This is a genomic window from Kitasatospora sp. NPDC059088 (assembly GCF_042738155.1).
In the GTDB taxonomy this organism is placed as follows: Bacteria; Actinomycetota; Actinomycetes; order Streptomycetales; family Streptomycetaceae; genus Kitasatospora.
Genome location: NZ_JBHYGR010000028.1, coordinates 34,783 through 52,366 on the forward strand (window position 1 = coordinate 34,783; position 17,584 = coordinate 52,366).

Annotated in this window: 16 protein-coding genes; 4 read left to right on the forward strand and 12 right to left on the reverse strand. The window is 73.5% G+C overall.

The annotated features are described in order from the left end of the window. The first annotated feature begins 153 nt into the window (after positions 1-153). The gene (locus tag ACFWXO_RS15380) at positions 154-2,514 is read left to right on the forward strand and encodes an ATP-binding cassette domain-containing protein (protein ID WP_380524419.1); all 2,361 of its coding nucleotides are present in this window, start codon (positions 154-156) and stop codon (positions 2,512-2,514) included. A 32-nt stretch (positions 2,515-2,546) separates the two neighbouring features. Here the strand turns inward: ACFWXO_RS15380 and ACFWXO_RS15385 are convergent, their stop codons facing one another. The 8 genes from ACFWXO_RS15385 to ACFWXO_RS15420 all read right to left on the reverse strand — a co-directional run bounded on the left by ACFWXO_RS15385 (position 2,547) and on the right by ACFWXO_RS15420 (position 9,546). Beyond that, entirely contained in the window at positions 2,547-3,053 is a 507-nt protein-coding gene (locus ACFWXO_RS15385; protein WP_375886519.1) for a GNAT family N-acetyltransferase, read from the reverse strand. Between the two features lie 74 nt (positions 3,054-3,127). After that, a complete protein-coding gene (locus ACFWXO_RS15390) occupies positions 3,128-5,002 on the reverse strand; it encodes an endonuclease/exonuclease/phosphatase family protein (RefSeq protein WP_380524420.1) in 1,875 nt (624 codons plus the stop codon). 251 nt (positions 5,003-5,253) lie between these two features. Then, the gene (locus ACFWXO_RS15395; protein ID WP_375886517.1) at positions 5,254-6,180 is read right to left on the reverse strand and encodes a Gfo/Idh/MocA family protein; all 927 of its coding nucleotides are present in this window, start codon (positions 6,178-6,180) and stop codon (positions 5,254-5,256) included. Positions 6,181-6,281: 101 nt separating this feature from the next. Continuing rightward, positions 6,282-7,574: a methyltransferase domain-containing protein gene (locus ACFWXO_RS15400; protein ID WP_380524421.1), complete on the reverse strand. Its 1,293-nt coding sequence runs from the start codon at positions 7,572-7,574 to the stop codon at positions 6,282-6,284. 3 nt (positions 7,575-7,577) lie between these two features. Then, positions 7,578-7,721, reverse strand: coding sequence for a hypothetical protein (locus ACFWXO_RS15405; protein ID WP_375886513.1), 144 nt, complete (start codon positions 7,719-7,721; stop codon positions 7,578-7,580). A gap of 193 nt (positions 7,722-7,914) precedes the next feature. Then, a complete protein-coding gene (locus ACFWXO_RS15410) occupies positions 7,915-8,763 on the reverse strand; it encodes a helix-turn-helix domain-containing protein (RefSeq protein WP_380524423.1) in 849 nt (282 codons plus the stop codon). Between the two features lie 14 nt (positions 8,764-8,777). Then, the gene (locus ACFWXO_RS15415) at positions 8,778-9,296 is read right to left on the reverse strand and encodes a DUF6879 family protein (protein WP_380524424.1); all 519 of its coding nucleotides are present in this window, start codon (positions 9,294-9,296) and stop codon (positions 8,778-8,780) included. Next, complete coding sequence (locus ACFWXO_RS15420) at positions 9,277-9,546, reverse strand: hypothetical protein (protein WP_375886507.1); 270 nt, start codon at positions 9,544-9,546, stop codon at positions 9,277-9,279. Before ACFWXO_RS15420 ends, ACFWXO_RS15415 begins: the two co-directional genes overlap by 20 nt. A gap of 306 nt (positions 9,547-9,852) precedes the next feature. Here ACFWXO_RS15420 and ACFWXO_RS15425 point away from each other — a divergent pair, with 306 nt between their 5' ends. Then, positions 9,853-11,142, forward strand: a complete 1,290-nt coding sequence (locus ACFWXO_RS15425) for a hypothetical protein (protein ID WP_380524425.1) — start codon at positions 9,853-9,855, stop codon at positions 11,140-11,142. A gap of 36 nt (positions 11,143-11,178) precedes the next feature. Beyond that, positions 11,179-12,339 (forward strand): glycosyltransferase family 4 protein, encoded by a 1,161-nt coding sequence (locus tag ACFWXO_RS15430; protein WP_380524426.1) that lies wholly within the window; start codon positions 11,179-11,181, stop codon positions 12,337-12,339. Here the strand turns inward: ACFWXO_RS15430 and ACFWXO_RS15435 are convergent. Both ACFWXO_RS15435 and ACFWXO_RS15440 read right to left on the reverse strand, forming a co-directional pair. Then, the gene (locus ACFWXO_RS15435; protein ID WP_380524427.1) at positions 12,317-12,997 is read right to left on the reverse strand and encodes a LuxR C-terminal-related transcriptional regulator; all 681 of its coding nucleotides are present in this window, start codon (positions 12,995-12,997) and stop codon (positions 12,317-12,319) included. The genes ACFWXO_RS15430 and ACFWXO_RS15435 overlap by 23 nt on opposite strands. Then, positions 12,985-14,301, reverse strand: a complete 1,317-nt coding sequence (locus tag ACFWXO_RS15440) for a sensor histidine kinase (RefSeq protein ID WP_380524428.1) — start codon at positions 14,299-14,301, stop codon at positions 12,985-12,987. The genes ACFWXO_RS15435 and ACFWXO_RS15440 overlap by 13 nt, the downstream gene beginning before the upstream one ends. Positions 14,302-14,538: 237 nt before the next feature. Here ACFWXO_RS15440 and ACFWXO_RS15445 point away from each other — a divergent pair, with 237 nt between their 5' ends. Continuing rightward, the gene (locus tag ACFWXO_RS15445) at positions 14,539-15,042 is read left to right on the forward strand and encodes a hypothetical protein (protein WP_380524429.1); all 504 of its coding nucleotides are present in this window, start codon (positions 14,539-14,541) and stop codon (positions 15,040-15,042) included. A 198-nt stretch (positions 15,043-15,240) separates the two neighbouring features. Here the strand turns inward: ACFWXO_RS15445 and ACFWXO_RS15450 are convergent, their stop codons facing one another. Beyond that, positions 15,241-16,512 carry an erythromycin esterase family protein gene (locus tag ACFWXO_RS15450; protein WP_380524430.1) on the reverse strand — a complete coding sequence of 424 codons (1,272 nt, stop codon included), beginning with the start codon at positions 16,510-16,512 and terminating at the stop codon, positions 15,241-15,243. Positions 16,513-16,600: 88 nt separating this feature from the next. Then, entirely contained in the window at positions 16,601-17,542 is a 942-nt protein-coding gene (locus tag ACFWXO_RS15455) for an LLM class flavin-dependent oxidoreductase (RefSeq protein ID WP_380524431.1), read from the reverse strand. Between the last annotated feature and the right edge of the window lie 42 nt (positions 17,543-17,584).

Consider the following 17,584-nt stretch of genomic DNA (forward strand, 5'->3'; position numbering starts at 1 on the left):
TTTTTTTTTGGGGCCGGGGGGCTAGGTTTAGGGTTATCCGCCCCCGGCCGCCGCCCCCCCGGCCGGGGCGGGCCCGGGGCGCCGCCCGACGCCCCACCGAAGACCCACCGAAGTACCGCCGAGAAGCCACCGAGACACGGAGCGAAGACCACGATGGCCGAGCCGCACGCCGCCGACAGCCACGACCTGATCCGCGTGCACGGGGCACGCGAGAACAACCTCAAGGACGTCAGCGTCGACATCCCCAAGCGCCGCCTGACGGTGTTCACCGGGGTGTCCGGCTCCGGCAAGAGCTCGCTGGTCTTCGACACCATCGCCGCCGAGTCGCAGCGGCTGATCAACGAGACCTACAGCGCCTTCGTCCAGGGCTTCATGCCGACCCTGGCCCGCCCCGAGGTGGACGTCCTGGAGGGCCTGACCACCGCGATCCTGGTCGACCAGCAGCGGATGGGCGCCGACCCGCGCTCCACCGTCGGCACCGCGACCGACGCCAACGCGATGCTGCGGATCCTGTTCAGCCGGCTGGGCACCCCGCACATCGGCTCCCCCAAGGCCTTCTCCTTCAACGTCCCGTCGATCAGCGGCGCCGGCGCGGTGACGGTGGAGCGCGGCGGCAGGACGTTCAAGGAGCGGCGCAGTTTCAGCATCACCGGCGGCATGTGCCCGCGCTGCGAGGGCCGGGGCAGCGTCACCGACATCGACCTCACCCAGCTGTACGACGACACCAAGTCGCTCGCCGAGGGCGCGATCCTGATCCCCGGCTGGAAGCCGGACAGCTGGTGGACGGTCGGGGTGTACGCCAACTCGGGCTTCCTGGACGCGGACAAGCCGATCCGCAGGTACACCAAGAAGGAGCTCCAGGACTTCCTCCACCGGGAGCCCACCAAGGTCAAGGTCAACGGGGTCAACCTGACCTACGAGGGCCTGATCCCCAAGCTCCAGAAGTCCATGCTGTCCAAGGACAAGGAGGCGCTGCAGCCGCACATCCGGGCCTTCGTGGAGCGCGCCGTCACCTTCACCTCCTGCCCGGAGTGCGGGGGAACCCGGCTGAGCGAGGCCGCCCGGTCCTCGAAGATCGGCGGTGTCAGCATCGCCGACGCCTGCGCGATGCAGATCAGCGACCTCGCGGACTGGGCCCGGGCGCTGGACGAGCCCTCGGTGGCGCCGCTGCTCGACGCGCTGCGGCAGGCGCTGGACGCCTTCGTGGAGATCGGCCTCGGCTACCTCTCGCTGGACCGCCCCTCCGGCACCCTGTCGGGCGGCGAGGCGCAGCGGGTGAAGATGATCCGCCACCTGGGCTCCTCGCTCACCGACACCACGTACGTCTTCGACGAGCCCACCACCGGGCTGCACCCGCACGACATCAGCCGGATGAACGACCTGCTGCTGCGGCTGCGGGACAAGGGCAACACGGTGCTGGTGGTGGAGCACAAGCCGCAGACCATCGCGATCGCCGACCACGTGGTGGACCTCGGTCCCGGGGCGGGCGCGGCGGGCGGCTCGGTGTGCTTCGAGGGCAGCGTGGCCGGGCTGCGGAAGAGCGGCACCGTCACCGGCCGGCACCTGGCGGACCGGACGGCGCTGCGGGCGGAGGTGCGCAAGCCCACCGGCTCACTGGCGATCCGCGGCGCGGACAGCCACAACCTGCGGGACGTGGACGTGGACGTCCCGCTCGGGGTGCTGACCGTGGTCACCGGGGTGGCGGGCTCGGGGAAGAGTTCGCTGATCCACGGCTCGATCCCGCCGAGCGAGGGCGTGGTCTCGGTCGACCAGGGGGCGATCAAGGGCTCCCGGCGCAGCAACCCGGCGACGTACACCGGGCTGCTGGAGCCGATCCGCAAGGCCTTCGCCAAGGCGAACGGGGTGAAGCCGGCCCTGTTCAGCGCCAACTCGGAGGGCGCCTGCCCGACCTGCAACGGCGCCGGCGTGGTCTACACCGACCTGGCGATGATGGCCGGGGTGGCCACCACCTGCGAGGACTGCGAGGGCAAGCGCTACCAGGCCTCGGTGCTGGAGTACCGGCTGGGCGGCCGGGACATCAGCGAGGTGCTGGCGATGTCGGTGGGCGAGGCGGAGGCGTTCTTCGGCGACGGCGAGGCGAAGCTGCCGGCCGCGCACCGGATCCTGGAGCGGCTCGCCGACGTCGGCCTGGGCTACCTCAGCCTCGGGCAGCCGCTGACCACGCTGTCCGGCGGTGAGCGGCAGCGGTTGAAGCTGGCCACCCACATGGCGGACAAGGGCGGGGTCTACGTCCTGGACGAGCCGACCACCGGGCTGCACCTGGCGGACGTCGAGCAGCTCCTCGGCCTGCTGGACCGGCTGGTGGACTCCGGCAAGTCGGTGATCGTGATCGAGCACCACCTGGCGGTGATGGCGCACGCCGACTGGATCATCGACCTCGGGCCGGGCGCCGGGCACGACGGCGGCCGGGTGGTCTTCGAGGGCACCCCGGCCGAGCTGGTCGCGGCCCGCTCGACACTGACCGGCGAGCACCTCGCGGAGTACGTGAAGTGAGACGTCCATGAGGTGAACCGCCGGGGCGCCCGCTACCCGAGCGGGAGGACCATCTCCAGGATCCGGGCCCGCTCGTCCAGCACGTACGGCGTCTCGCCGCCCGTGCAGGTGAAGCCGCGCCGCCGGTAGAAGGCGGCGGCGCGGTCGTTCGCCTCGTGGACGCCGAGCAGCATCCACTCGGCGCCGCCCTCCCGTGCCCAGGCGATCACCGCGTCCAGCAGGGCGTCGGCGACGCCGCGCTCGCGGCCGCGGTGCGCCGGGTCGACCCAGACGCCGATCAGGTCGACGGTCGCGGTCTTGCGGCTGGGGATCGAGAGCATGGTGGCGACCCACCGGTCGTCGCCGTCCACGGCGACCAGGCCGATCCGGCCGGGCTCGTTCAGCCAGTCCGTACGGGCCCGCCAGTTGCCCTCGCCCTGGAGCTGCGCGTACGCGTGGGTCTCGCCGAACGCCAGCGGGGTGTCGAGGAGCTGGGCCAGCCGGATGGTGCGCAGCCGCTCCCAGTCGTCGCGGCCGATCCGTTCGATCCGGTACTGCACGTCGTCCCCTGTCGGCGAAAAGCCTCCGCCGTCGGCGGTCGCCGACGACGGAGGCAGGATAACCGCAGCTCAGGTCACGGCTTGAGGCGGACCACCTGCGGGTCGTGGTCGCTGGCCTGCTGGGCGAACTCGGCGTTGATGTGCACCACGTCGTACTTGGCGTAGCCGAGTTCGGGGCTGACCAGGACGTGGTCGAGCACCTGGGAGTTGCCCTGGTAGACGTAGGAGTACTGCTCGGTCTCCGGCAGCTCGTTCACCAGGTCGCGCAGCACGCCGCCCTTGGTGAGCGCGGCCAGCGCGGGCGAGAACTGGTAGTCGTTGAAGTCGCCGAGCGAGACGATCCTGGCCTGCTTGTCGGCGGCCAGCAGCCCGGCGACGAAGGCCTGCTCGACGGTGGCCTGCTTGACCCGCTGCACCTCGGAGCTGCGGGTCGGGGCCTGGAAGCGGCTGTCGATGCCCTGGTCGCCGCCCTTGCTGTTGAAGTGGTTGGCGATCACGAAGACCTTCTGGCCGCGGAACGCGAACTGGCCGACCAGCGGCTTGCGGCTGTTGGTCCAGGCGTCGTCGGTGGGCGCGATCCGGCCGGGCGAGGCGGTGAGCGCGGTGGCGGCGCCGCTGCCGGTGACGCCGACGGCGGCGGTGGCGCTGCCGCCGGGGATGTCGGTGAAGGAGACCCGCTGGGGGTTGAACAGGAAGACCTGGCGGATGTTGCCGCCGGGCTCGCCGCCGTCCTTGCCGTCCTGGGGGTCGACCGAGCGCCAGTCGTAGGCGGGGCCGCCGGCCGCCTTGATCGCGGCGAGGAACTTGGCGACGGTCCGGCTCGCGTCGACGGTGCCGTCGCTCTTGGCGCCGTTGTTGTCCTGGATCTCCTCCAGGGCGACGATGTCGGGCGAGCGCAGGTTGGTGACGATGCCCTGGGCCAGCTCGGCGAACTTGGCGTCCGGGTTGGTGGCGGCCAGGTTCTCCACGTTGTAGGTGGCGACGGTGAGTTCGCGCTCGCCCGCCTGCGGGGTGACCTCGCGCTGGAGGTGGTTGTCCTTGAGGGTGCCGAGGGTGCCGGCCACCAGGGTGTAGCCGCCGAAGGAGTTGTAGTCCAGCGGGCCGGTGGTGGTGCCGGTCAGCTCGTCGCCGACGTTGGCGACCGGGAAGGGCTGCTGGGTGACGGCGGCCTGCTGCTGCACCATCAGGCGGCCGACGTTGGGGTCGCGGTAGGACTCGTAGAGCACGCCGCCGCGCTTGCTGCGCTGGTCCTGGCGGTCGGCGGCGACCCAGAGCTCGTTGTACTTGTCGGTCGCCTGTATCACCCGGACGTCCTTGACCTGGACGAGCATGCCCTCCAGCGACTCGTAGAAGTCCAGGGCGTACTTCTCCGGGTCGAGCCGACAGGCGTCGATGCTGCCGTCGGGCCCGGCCGGCGGGGCGTAGGTGCCGGGGATGTTGCGGGTGTCCACCACCACGGGGGCGGGCAGCGGGTTGCCGGCCGAGAGCACCGTGACGGCGGGGCCGGTGAGCTCGGTGACGGACTGCGAGCCGCCCGAGGAGTTCGGGTAGTACTCGGTGACCTTTCCGCTGACCAGCACCGAGTCGCCGACCTTCACGGTCGGGTTTCCGCCGGTGAAGACGAAGATGCCCTCGCTGGTGGCCGGGTCGGCGTCCGGGTTCGGGTCCTGCAGCCAGAATCCCTTGGAACTGCCGTACGCGCGCACACCGGTGACGATCCCGGGCACGCCGGTGACCGGCTTTCCGGCCTGCGGGGAGACCCGGGTGGTGCCCTGGATGTCGTGGATCCGCAGCGGACCGGCCTCGGTGGGCGCGGGCGGGGCGGCGGCACCGGCGGCGACGGCGGACGGCAGCGGGACGAGCACCAGCGAGACGGCGAGTGCGGCCGGGGCGACGGCGGCGCGCAACAGGGCGGCTCTGCGGGGGCGGGGGGCGGAAGCGGTGGTCACCGGGGCATGGCTCCTAGCTCGGGCAGCGGACGCTACTCGCGTAGAAGGAAGGTCGGGAGAGAGCGGGGGACGGCTCCCGTTCCCCCGCGGCGCCCTCAAGATACGCGCGTAGAAAATGCCCCGACAAGACCTCGTCAATGAACTGTCGGTTCCGGCCCGGTGACGTGCGGAAGCGTCGATTCGGCTCTTTCCCAGGCTCCTTCCAGCAGCCGCCCAGCAATTCCCCAGTTTGACCGTGCCTTTGCCCGGCTTTACCCGATCCGTTCCACGATCAGCTCGCACAACTCATGGGTGCGCAGCGCGTCGTGGGCGTCCAGGGTCTTCCCGGCCCGGACGGCGTCCAGGAAGCCCAGCACGCACTGCTCGATCCCGCGCTGACGGGCCACCGGCACCCAGTCGCCACGCCGCCGGACGGTGGGCTGGCCCCGGTGGTCGATGACCTCGGCGAGGTTGCGCACCTCGCGCTTGGAGTCGCCGCCGGAGACCTCCAGCACCTCCTCGGTCGAGCCGGAGACCCGGTTCATGATGCCGAGTGCGGTGAAGCCCTCCCCGCCGAGCGTCAGCACCACGTGCTCCACCAGACCCTCGCGGTCCTTGCGGGCCCGGACGTCCACCTGCTCGATCTCGCCGGGGACCAGGAAGCGGAGAAGATCGACAAGGTGAATGAAATCGTCGAAAACCAGTGAGCGAGCCTCTTCGGCAAGACCCTCTCGGTTCTTCTGGAACACGATGAGGTCGCGGGGACGCTCCCTGGCCTGCACGTACGCGGGGGCGTACCGGCGGTTGAAGCCGACCATCAGCGAGCGGCCCAGCCTCTCGGCCAGGTCGGTCAGGCGACGGGCTCCGTCCACGTGATAGTCGAGCGGCTTGTCCACGTAGACGTCGACACCCGCTGTGAGCAGCTGCTCCACGATGGGGACATGCTGGTCCGTGGCGGCGTGCACGAAGGCGGCTCGGATGCCGCTGCCGATGAGTTCGCCAAGATCGGTGAAGCGAGCCGCCGGGTCGATCCGGTAGGCGTCTCCGAGACCGTCGAGCTTCGCACGGTTACGGGTCATCAGCCGAAGGTCAAGACCGGGCAGAGCCCCGAGGACCGGCAGATATGCCTTCTGCGCGATGTCGCCGAGGCCGATCACCCCGACCGGTAGCAGGGCGGCGGAGGCCGGTGTCTGACTCATGGGATCTCCCGTGGTGTGTGGACGATCATCGGCACGCCCACCCTACGTGCCGAGCTCCGATCGACAGGACCTCCGCCCCCGCCGGCCCCGGGACCTAGGTCCTACCGCAGGAACGGCTGAGCCCCGCCCGCGCGCCCTGGGGGATCGACGCACGGACGGGGCGGTTCAGGGACGGTCAGGCCGCCGGGAGGGCCGGCACGGCTGCGGCACCGGGAGGGCCGGCACGGCTGCGGCACCGGGTTGGCCGGGGAGTCGAGCCACGCCGTGTGGCCCTTGGCGGTGACCGTCAGGCCGAAGCGCTCGAAGCCGGGACGGCCCCGCTCGTCCCACCAGCGGTACGCGGCTTCCACCTCGTCCCACAGCTTGCGCGGACCGGACTGGTACACCTCGTACTCCGTGCGGCCCTTCTCGTAGTCGGCGGACGCCCACGACTGCTTGTCCCGGCTGTACAGCCACAGCGTGTACGCGCCGTTCTCCATGCGCTCGGCCCGCCAGAACGCGCGCGGGACCCCGAGCCCGATGACGAACAGTTGGAACCAGTCGCCGGTGTCCCGCGGGGACAGCGTGGTCATGCTCTTCACGCCGTCCGCCGGCCACTCGACCCCGTGAAGGTACTCCTCGAACAACGGCCTTTCGGTGCGCTGTTGACGGAGCCTCATGAAGGCCGACCCTCCGACGAAGTTCCCGCGGGCCTCCGTCCTGTCCTCGCTCACGACCAGGCGGACGATCTGCTCGCCGCCGTACTCGGTGCCGAAGGGGGCGACGATCACCCCGCCCGGGGCCGACTGCTCCAGCCACGCCGGAGGGATCTCCAGCACGGAGCAGGTGGCGATGATCCGGGTGTAGTCCCCGCCCCCTGCCCACCCGTCCCGGCCATCGCCGACGATCACGGTCGGCGAGAGCCCGGCCCGGTGCAGGTTCTCCTGGGCCCCCTTCGCCACCTCGGGGTCGACCTCCACCGTGACCACATGGGAACTCCCCAGGCGGTCCGCGAGAAGCCCGGCGTTCCAGCCGGTGCCGGTGCCGATCTCCAGCACCCTGTCCCCCGGCTGCACGTCCAGGTCCCGGAGCATCGAGACCACCATCGTGGGCATGGAGTTGGACGAACTCGGGGTCGTCCCGAGCCCGTCACCCTCATGCTCGCCGTCGTCCCACTGGGTAGTGAGCGGGATGTCCGAGTAGACCGCCCGCTCCCACACCTCCGGGTCCTTGGAGCGGTCCACGAGGGCGTTCTGCTTCGTGCCGTCGGAGATGCCCGGCCAGATGCGGTCCGGGACGAACAACTCGCGCTTTACGGCGGTGAAGGAGGGAAGCCAGTCCGATGAAAGTGCGCCGCTGGCCACCAGCGCGGAGGCGAGCCCCTGAGGGCCCGCCTCCTTGTGCGTCTCGCTCACTGTCTACTTACCGCCCGCCGGGTTCTGGCCGTCGGAGGTGTTGCCCCCCTCGTCCGAGCCGCCCCCGCCGTGGCCGGAGCCCTTGTTGCTGTCGTCCTGCTGCTTGCCGCCCTTGCCGTCGCCCGAGCCGCTTCCGCGCTTGCCCATGTCAGTACCTCCGTCATACTGGTTGAGCCCGGCCTGCTTACCCGGGGCGGGTGATGCGCCGTTCCTGAGTTCCTTCCGCCCTGGGGGTTCGCCTCCGACTCCTCAGATCTGCCGGTCCGTCAGCAGGAAGGTACGGAGTGACCGGAGTCCGTCGCCATGAAGTTCTACGGGATTCCACGCGAGTTGGTGCAGGTCAACCGAGCAGCCCAGCCGCCGCGCCGATCAGCTCCTGCGCAGCTGGGCCGTAGACGGCCAGGTCGGACAACTCGGCGAAGGTCTCGGCGTACATCGCGACCTCCGAGGGCTGTGTGATCGTCAGGTAGCCGGAGATGAGCTCCACGTTCACCTGGGCGGTATCGAAGATCCAGAACCCCTCAGCCGGCCATCGCACCCGATCCGGTCGCATCGGCACGATTCCCATGCTGACATTGGGAAGTGACCCCACGGTCGCCAGGTGGTGGAGCTGGCCGCGCATCACGGCGGCACCGCCGATGCCGGAGCGGAGCACCGACTCCTCCACCAGGAACGCGAACCGGCGGCCTCCCTCGCGGACGACCCGCTGGCGCTCCATACGGGAGGCCACGGCAGCGGCTACGTCGTCCACCAGACCGCGGCGCTGCTGGATGGCTCGGAGAGCTGCCTCCGTGTACCCAGGTGTCTGGATCAGCCCGGGGATCAGCCACGACGAGTACGACCGGAACCGGTGCGTGCGCTCGTACAGCGGACGGCGGGCCTCCTGGGCTTGCTTGAGCCCGGCCCGCTCCATCCGACGCCACTCCACGAACATGCCCGCCACGGCTCGAAGCTTGGCAACCAGGTCAGCCGCTCGCTCGGGCACACCGCACGCCTCGCACCAGGCCTGGATGTCGTTCTCGGACGGCGGGGTGCGGGCGTTCAACAAGCGGCTTACCTTGGACGGGTACCAGCCGCAAGCGGCGGCCAGGTCGCGCCCGCTGAGCCCGGCGTCCCGCTGTATCTCGCGGAGCTGATCCGCAAGACCTTGGCGGGCACGCTGGACACTCGAGGATGCCGAATCGGCCATGTGCTCAGTACCGATCAGGCGGGGTGGAACTCCGCGTGCGGGATGGCCCTCTCCCAAGCTGCTTCGTAGGCCGCCAGGTACCGGGCGGCCAGCTCGGCGTCCTCGCGGACCTCCATCTTGGCCGGGGCCCACTGACCTTCGCCGGTGAAGTGGTGCAGGATCACCACCCGGCCGTCCATGACCCACCCGTCCAGGCCGGGGAGCAGGAGGTCACCCGTACGGGAGCGGGGCAGCCACCGAACCTCTTCGCCCGCAGCGACGTTGGGGAACGTCACGTCGTACTCGTACCGGATGTAGTCGGTGACGGGCTCCGAGACCACCCGCAGGCGGCGCATGGAGACACCCCTTCCCGTCGCCTCGGTCACCACGTCCAGCCACGACCGCCACCACGACTCCTGGTCGGCCGGGTCGAGCCGCTTGCCCTGCTGCCAGGCGATGAACTCGGGATCGTCCAGCATGTAGCTGTCCCGCATCTCCAGGTGCACCGCAGAGTGCTCGGCCATCGCCAACTGCTCACGAACCGCTGTTGCCACCGCTGTTGTCCTCGTCCTCGGGTCGGGGGATGAACTGGATCATGTTGGCAGGCAGCCGGATCATGAACTCGTGGTCCGGGATGTCCGTGGTGTGGCCGGGGATCGAACCGACCTCCTGCGCAGCCGCGATGTCCTCGGCGCTGGCCTTGTAGGACTGGATGAGCAGGTCCCCCGTCTCCGTCTCCCGCCAAATGGTCGGGGAGCCGTCATCCGGGGTGTTCGGGTAGATCCCGAGGAACTCCAGAGCCATGCCGCCCTCCACCGTCGATCAGGTTCTCCGTGGTTCCAAGGATGCTGATCAGCCGTGCCCCTGTCAGGCGAATCAGATCCTGATCAACACTCAGGGAATCCAGGTAGGTATCCGAGGGGTCATGGTTCCGCCACCCTACGCGGTCCGTCGTACGGCGGTTCGGGCACGATCCCGGCCGGGGTCGGGAGGGTGGGGTGGGGCTCGGCGGGGCCGGTCGGTGGGGCCGGGACGGTAGGGGAAACCCGACCACCGTTCCTCGACCTGGCTGTCATGACGTCACCCGCCCGCCGCGGCTGCAATGGTGAGGTGCTCACTCACCAGCCCCGCCGGGCTCCGGGAGCGGACGGGCGCAGGTGGTACTGGTGCGCCGGTTGGCTCGCCTGTGCCGCCTGGGCCGCCGTGTTCCCCCTCGTCTCGCCGCTCGGGCCGCACCGGACCTGGGGCGCCGTCGCCGCGGTCGGCTACCTCCTCGCGGCGGTCGCCGTCCTGCTGCCCGCGCGGCGGGACGCCCCGGCCCGCTCGACCGCGCTCGCCCTGGCCGGGGCGGTCGTCCTGCCGCTGCTGCTCCTGGTGCTCTCCGGGGCCGGGCAGAGCGAGGTCGGGGTGATCGAACGGTCCGGCTCGCTGCTGCTGAACCAGGGCTCCCCGTACCTCGACGAGCCGCGCACGGTGGCCGAGGTGACGCCCTACCTGCCGGCGATGGCCCTGCTGGGCGTGCCGCGCGCGGTGCTCGGCGCCGACGGCCTGCCGGACCGGCTGGCCGGCGACCCCCGGCTGTGGTGCGCCGCCGTGTTCCTCGGCGGCCTGTGGCTCGCCCACCGGGTGCTGCGCGCCGCCGCGCCGGAGGACGGAACGGGCACCGGACGGAACCGGGGCCCGGTACCGGCCGGGGCGGCCCTCCCGGCCCTCGCGGCCCTGGTCGCCTCGCCGGTCGTGGCGCTGCCGCTCGCGGTCAGCGGTGTCGACCTCCCGCTGACCGGCCTGCTCTGCCTGGCCCTCGCGCTGGCCTCGGCGGGCCGCCCGGCCGCCACCGGGCTGGCGCTGGCCGCGGCCTGTGCGCTCAAGTGGACGGCCTGGCCCGCGGTGGCCGTCGCCGTCGCCCTGCTGGCCGCCACGGCCGGCCGGCGAGCCGCCGCCCGCGGCTGCGGCACGGCGCTGCTCGGCACCGCCGCCCTGGCTCTGCCCGCCGCCCTGCTCGCCCCCGGACCGATGGTCGCCCAGGTGCTGGCCTTCCCGCTCGGCCGCGGCGAGTTGCGCACCGAGGCCGCCAGCCCGCTGCCGGGCAAGCTGCTCGCCGACCTCGGCCCGGCCGGCTGGTGGGCGGCGCTCGCCCTGCTGCTGGCCGCCGGCCTGGCCGTCGCCGTCTCCCTGGTGCGCCGGCCGCCCCGCTCTCTGGTCGCCGCCGCCGACCGGCTGGCCCTCGGCCTGGGCGCCGCCTTCCTGCTGGCCCCGGCCGGCCGCTTCGGCTACCTGGCGCTGCCCGTCGTGCTGGCGCTCTGGGCCCGCGTCGTGCCCGGGGCTCGCCCGGTTCCCGCCGCCGCCTCCGCCCCGGCCCCGCGGACCGGCGCCGACCGCCCGAACCCCCTCTTCGTCTGACCGACCACCCCTCCCGGATACGAGGCACCGACACCCATGGGCACCACCCTGATCGTCACCAACGACTTCCCGCCCCGGCAGGGCGGCATCGAGACCTTCGTGCACGCGATGGCCGTCCGCGTGCCCGACCACGACGTGGTCGTCCACACCTCCGCCGAACCGGGCGCCGCCCGGTACGACGCCACCCTGCCCTTCCCGGTGGTCCGCGACCCGGCCCGCACCCTGCTGCCCACCGCCCGGGTCACCCGCCGGACGCTGGAGATCGCCCGCGCCCACGGCTGCGACCGGGTCTGGTTCGGCGCCGCCGCGCCGCTGGCCGCGATGGCGCCCGCGCTGCGCCGCGGCGGGATCGAACGGAGCGTCGCCACCACCCACGGCCACGAGATCTGGTGGGCCCGCGCCCCGCTGGCCCGCCGGCTGCTGCGCCGGATAGGCGACCACGTGGACGTGGTCACCTACCTCGGCGAGTACACCCGCCGCCGGATCGCCCCCGCGCTGGGGCCGCGGGCCCGGCTGGAACGGCTCGTCCCCGGTGTGGACGCGGGGACGTTCCGGCCCTCGGCGGAGCACCGCCGGGCGGTCCGCGCCGAGTACGGCCTCGGTGACGCCCCGGTGGTCCTCTGCGTGTCCCGGCTGGTGCCCCGCAAGGGCCAGGACGCCCTGATCCGGGCGCTGCCGCTGATCCGCCGGAGTGTCCCGGACGCCGTCCTGCTGCTGGTCGGGCAGGGCCCCGACGAGCGGCGGCTGCGCGGGCTGGCGGACCGGCTCGCGCCGGGCGCCGTGGTGTTCGCCGGCGGGCTGGAGCACGACGCGACCGCCCGGTACTACGCGGCGGCGGACGTCTTCGCCATGCCGTGCCGGACCAGGCGGGCCGGCCTGGAGGCGGAGGGCCTCGGCATCGTCCTGCTGGAGGCCGCGGCCGGCGGCCTGCCCGTGGTGGCCGGCCGCTCCGGCGGCGCGCCCGACGCCGTCCTGGACGGCCGGACCGGGAGCGTGGTGGACGGCCGGTCCGTGCCGGCCGTGGCCGACGCCGTCGCGGCGGCCCTGCTGGACCGGGACCGGGCCCGGGAGTTCGGGCGGCGCGGCCGCCGCTGGGTGGCCGACCAGTGGTCCTGGGAGGCCTCGGCCGAGCGGCTCACCCACCTGCTCACCCCCGGCGCGGAGCTGCGCCCCGTCACCGCCCCGCCGGCGGGATGACCGGCCGCCCCCGCAGGTACGCCAGCACCGCCAGCACCCGCCGGTTGCCCTCCACCGGGTCGACGTCCAGCTTCATGAAGATGTTGCCGGCGTGCTTGACCACCGAGGCCTCGGTGACGGTCAGCCGCTGGGCGATCGACTGGTTGTTGAGCCCCTCCGCCATCAGCCCCAGCACCTCCCGCTCGCGCGGGGTGAGCCGCTTCAACGGCTCGTCGGCGGTGCGCTGCCCGAGCAGCACCCGGACCACCTCCGGGTCCAGCACGGTCTGCCCGGCCGCCACCCGCTCCAGCGCGTCGATGAAGTCGGTGACCTCGCCGACCCGGTCCTTGAGCAGGTAGCCGAGGCCGCCCCCGGTGACGGAGTCCTCGCCGAACAGCCGGGTCGCGTAGGCCGTCGCCACGTACTGGGAGAGCACCAGGACGGGCAACCCCCGGTGCCGGGCCCGCAGTTCGACGGCGGCCCGGAGCCCCTCGTCGCGGAAGTCCGGCGGCATCCGGACGTCGGTGATGACGACGTCGGGCCGTTCGGCGTCGACGGCCCGGGCCAGCTCCCCGGCCTCGCCGACGGCGGCGACCACCCGGTGCCCGACCCGGCCGAGCAGCTCCACCAGGCCGGCCCGCAGCAGTACGGCGTCCTCGGCGAGCACTACCCGGAGCACGGGACCTCCACGCGCAGTCGGGTCGGTCCGCCGACGGGGCTGGTCACGATGAGTCGTCCTCTCAGGATGGCCACCCGGTCGGCCAGCCCCTGGAGGCCGGCGCCGGCGGCGGGATCGGCCCCGCCACGGCCGTTGTCGGTGACGAGCAGCACGAGCTTCCCGTCCTCCAGGCGCGCCGCGACGTCGACCTCGCCGGCGCCGCTGTGCTTGGCGGCGTTGGTCAGCGCCTCGGTGACGGTGAAGTACGCGGCGGTCTCCACCGGGCCGGGCAGCCGGTGCGGCAGGTCGATGTCGACGGTGACCGGGACGGGGTGGCGCAGCGCCAACTCGGCGACGGCGGCGGGCAGTCCGTGGTCGGTCAGCACCTGGGGGTGGATCCCGCGCACCAGGGTGCGCAGCTGCTCCAGCGCCCGCCGGGCCTCGCCGCGGGCCCGGGTGACGAGTTCGGCGGCGGCCGGCTCCCGGCCGCGCAGCTCCAGTTCGGCCAGGCCCAGGGTCATGCTCAGGGCCACCAGCTGCTGCTGGGCGCCGTCGTGCAGGTCGCGCTCGATCCGGCGCCGCTCCGCCTCGAAGGCGTCCACCAACCGGGCGCGGGAGCGGGTGAGTTCGGTGACCCGGCCGCTCAGGTCCTCGTCCCGCGCCGCGAGCAGCAGCTGCGCCGTCCACACCTGCGCACCGGCCAGCAGGGCCCCGGTGTAGGCGCAGAGCACCAGGCCGAGCAGCCCGGCGGCGGTGCCGGGCAGGGCCGCGAGCGGCCCCGAGATCGGCTGACCGGGGATCAGCATCACGGTGTCCGGGCTGACCGCCCACACGAACACCGGCGCCGCCGACAGCAGCAGCGAGAACCCGAACAGCGCGACGAAGCCGAGGCCGCTCGCCGTGAACAGCACGGCCTGGACCAGCAGGTACGCCAGTTCGCGCCAGGTGGCCCGCTCCCTGAGCCTGCTCCGCAGCCGGACGGCCGCCCCCGCGCCGGGCAGCGCACCGTGCGGGTCGGCCAGCGGCACCGGCTCGACCAGCAGCAGCCGCCGCCGCTCCAGCGCGCCGAGCGGCACCCCGAGCACGGCCGTCCCGGCCAGCACCAGCAGGCCGATCCCGACCACGGACAGTCCGAGGCCGACGAACAGCAGCACCGCGAGCAGCACCAGCACGGCGGCGCCCTGGAGGGTGCCGGTCAGCAGGAACGCCCAGACGCGCAGCGGCCACGCCGACCACAGGAAGCCCAGCGGCCGCCGTCGCAGCTCCGCCCAGACGGTGACTGTCCGGACGGTGACCGACCGGACGGTGACCGGCACGGCGCTCATGGCACTCCCCCTCCCCGGACGCGTACGAACCCTGCGGCCCGACCCTACCGGGCGACGGGCCGACGGCGGTCCGGGGGCGGTCCGGGGGCCTCCGGGACGGGTGCGGCCGCGGCCCGCCCCTGCCGATCATGCCCGCGAGGGCATGGCGTGATAGCGGAATCGGTCTTGGAAGGGACGGGCCCGCAGGTCATAGCGTCGAGGGAGTTCACATCAGGGTTCTCGACGAAAGGGTCCACCATGGCCACCACCGCACGCAGCAGCAGGCACCTGACGGCCAGGAGGATCGCCGCCGCCTCCTTGGCCACCGCCGCGATCGGCCTCGCCGCCGTGGGCAGCGCGGACGCCGACGCCCCACGGCCGGGCCGCGTCGAGGTGCTCGAACTCAAGCTCCAGAACGACCAGTACGAGACCGTGGACGTCGGCCCGGCCGGGCCGAGCCTGGGCGACCAGGACGTCTACTCCGGCGGCACCGTCCAGGACGGCCGCACCGTCGGCCGCGGGGGCGGAAGCTGCCAGGTCGTCCAGGTCCACGGCGCGGAGGTCACCAAGCACTGCCTGCTCACCATCGAGGTCGAGGGCGGCTCGCTGACGATGCAGTCGCTCTGGACGAACGGCTCGGGCGCCCCGCTCGACATGGCCGTCACCGGCGGTACGGGCGCCTACGGCGGCGCGCGCGGCACGGTCCGCTTCTGGGACATCGGCACGCCGGACGAGCGGGCCCGGGTCGAGATCCAGCGCTGATCCGCCGGGCGCACCCCCGGCCCCGGGGGGGCGCGGGCGCGGGGGGGGGGGGGCGGGGGCGGGCGGGCGGGCGGCCTGCCCGCGCGCGCCCTCGCGGCGCGCCCGCCCGGGCCCCCCGCCCCGCCGGGGCCGCCCCCGGGGGTACGGGGTGGTCCGCTCACCGTCCGTGCCGCGCGGCGTCCGGTCAGCGGCTACCGGTCAGCGGCTGCCGGGCTCCGGGGGCAGTGGCAGGGGCCGCGTGCAGGTGGAGCGGCGGACGTAGGCGAGGCCGTCGTACTCCTCGGCCAGCACCGTCGGCGCCAGTTCGAAGCGGTAGCTGAAGCGGGGCACGCCCGCGCCGAAGCTGCGCAGGTAGTGGCGTTCGGCCAACCAGGCCTCGACGGCGGGCTCGCCGCGGGCGGCGCGCAGGTCGATCAGGTGGTCGTCGCGGTGGGCGGCGGCGAGCCGGCCCTCGACGGACTTCGGTCCGCCGCCGCCGATGCCGTGCCGGCGCGGCGGGCGGGCCCGGGTGGAGCCGGTGCGGGCCCGGAAGGCGCCCTTGCCGAGGAGCAGGCCGAGGGCGTAGTAGCCGTCGCCGTAGCGCTCCCGGAGGTGGCGGCCCATGGCGGGGACGCCGGCCGCGTAACGGCCGGTCATCACGTGGCTGTTGTGGGCCCACACGGCCGTCCGCAGCCCGGTGCCGTCGTGGAGTTCGGCGACGGCCTCGGCCATGTGGCGGTCCCGGGCGGCGAGCGATCCCTCCTCGGTCCTGCCGTCGGTGCCCAGCGGTGGGCGGCGGGCCAGGTCGGCGGCCCGGACCAGGTTGCGGGCGTGGGCGATCGCCCGGTCGGTGGCGGCGGCACCGGCCAGGGCCGCATGGTCCTCCCGGCGGTCCACCAGTTCGTCGAGCAACTGCCGGGCACCGGCGTGCAGTTCACCGCCGCCTTCGAGGTCCCCGGCCGGGGTGCTGTCGCCGATCGCCCGCAGGGTGCGGTGCACGGCGGCGGCCCGCTCGGGCGCCACCTGCCGGAGGAAGGCGTGGACCTCCTCGGCCGATCCGGCGCTGCGCTGCGGATCGACGCCGACGAAGCGCACCCGCCGGGCCTCGGGCAGCGCCCGGTTGTGCTCGCGCAACCATTCGACCAGGGCGAGCACTTCGTAGGTCTTCCAGGTCCAGAAGCCCAGCCGGTCCAGGGCGGTGACCGGGTCGCCGGTGCCGTACCGGACGTAGGCGTCCACCGCCCCGGCGGAGGCCGCGCTGGCCTCCATGGCCAGGGCCCCGAAGTCGAGTTCGCGGACCAGGAATTCGAGCAGCCGGTGCTTGAGCCGGAAGAACTCGGCCGTCCCGTGGGTGGATTCGCCGAGCCCGACGACCCGGGCCTCCCCCAGCACCCGGCGCAGCGGAGCCAGGTCGCCGGCCGGGGCCCCGGCATCCAGGCTGTCGAGCGGGACGGCGTTCGCCGCCAGCCAGTCCGTCACGTCATCGCCCATGTCCGCCCCTTCCGCGCCGCCCCGGCATCCGATCCTACGCGAACGAGTGGGCGGGTCCGACCACGGGAGCCGGGGATCTGACGCCTAATCAACAGTCTTTCCTCCGAACGGCGTCGAGGATCTCCCGGAGGTCCGCCAGCGCCGCCCCGGCCCCTTCGGCGACGGCCACGCCCGCGACGTTGACCACCACCTCGTCGACCCCGGCCCGGCCGTAGGCGGCCAGGCCGGCCGCCACCGCGTCGGCGTCGCCGTGGACGAAGGTGCCGGAGTCGACCAGGGCCCGGGCGCCCAGCGAGGGGCTGGACGGGTGCACCCGCAACCCGGCCCGGCGGAGCATGTCGGTGTAGTGCGGCGAGGCCAGGTGCGCGTGGGCGGCGTCGTAGGCGAGCCGGTACGGGTTGCGCCCCGGGCGGTCCAGGGCCGCGTGGACGACGGTGACCAGCCTGGGCACCGGCCGGCCCGCCTCGGCCGCGCCCCGGGCCAGCGCCGGGGTGAGGACGTCCCGCAGGTACCCGGGCGGGGTCATCCAGGTGATGGCCGCGTCGGCCTCCCGCCCGGCCACCCGGGCCAGCGCCGGGCGGAGCACTCCGAGGCCCAGCTCCACACCGGGGTGGTCGAGTTCGTCCGGCAGTCCGCCGTGGGCGGCCCCGGCGAGCAGCGCCCGGACGGTGCGCAGGTACCCGGCGGCCGCCTCGCCGGGGCGCGGGTAGGGCGCGCCGCGCAGTTCGGCCACGAAGTCGGCGGCGCCCGGCCCGAGGCCGAGGACGGTCCGGTGGCCGGTCAGCCGGGCCAGCGAGCGGGCCTGGAGGGCGGCGTCGAGCTCGTGCCGCAGGGGCATCAGCGCGACGGCGGTGCCCACCGGCACCCGGTGGCCGAGCCCGGCCAGGTAGGCGAAGGCCTGGTGGGTCTCCAGGCGCAGTGACTGGCCCTGCCACAGCCGCGCCGCCCGGCCCTCCCGCACGAGTTCGGCGTACGGGACGAGCTGGGCCGGGTCGCTGGGCATGACCGGGAGGACGACGGAGATGGGCACGGGTCGGCTTTCGGTGCGGGGACGGTCGGAACCGGGACGGGC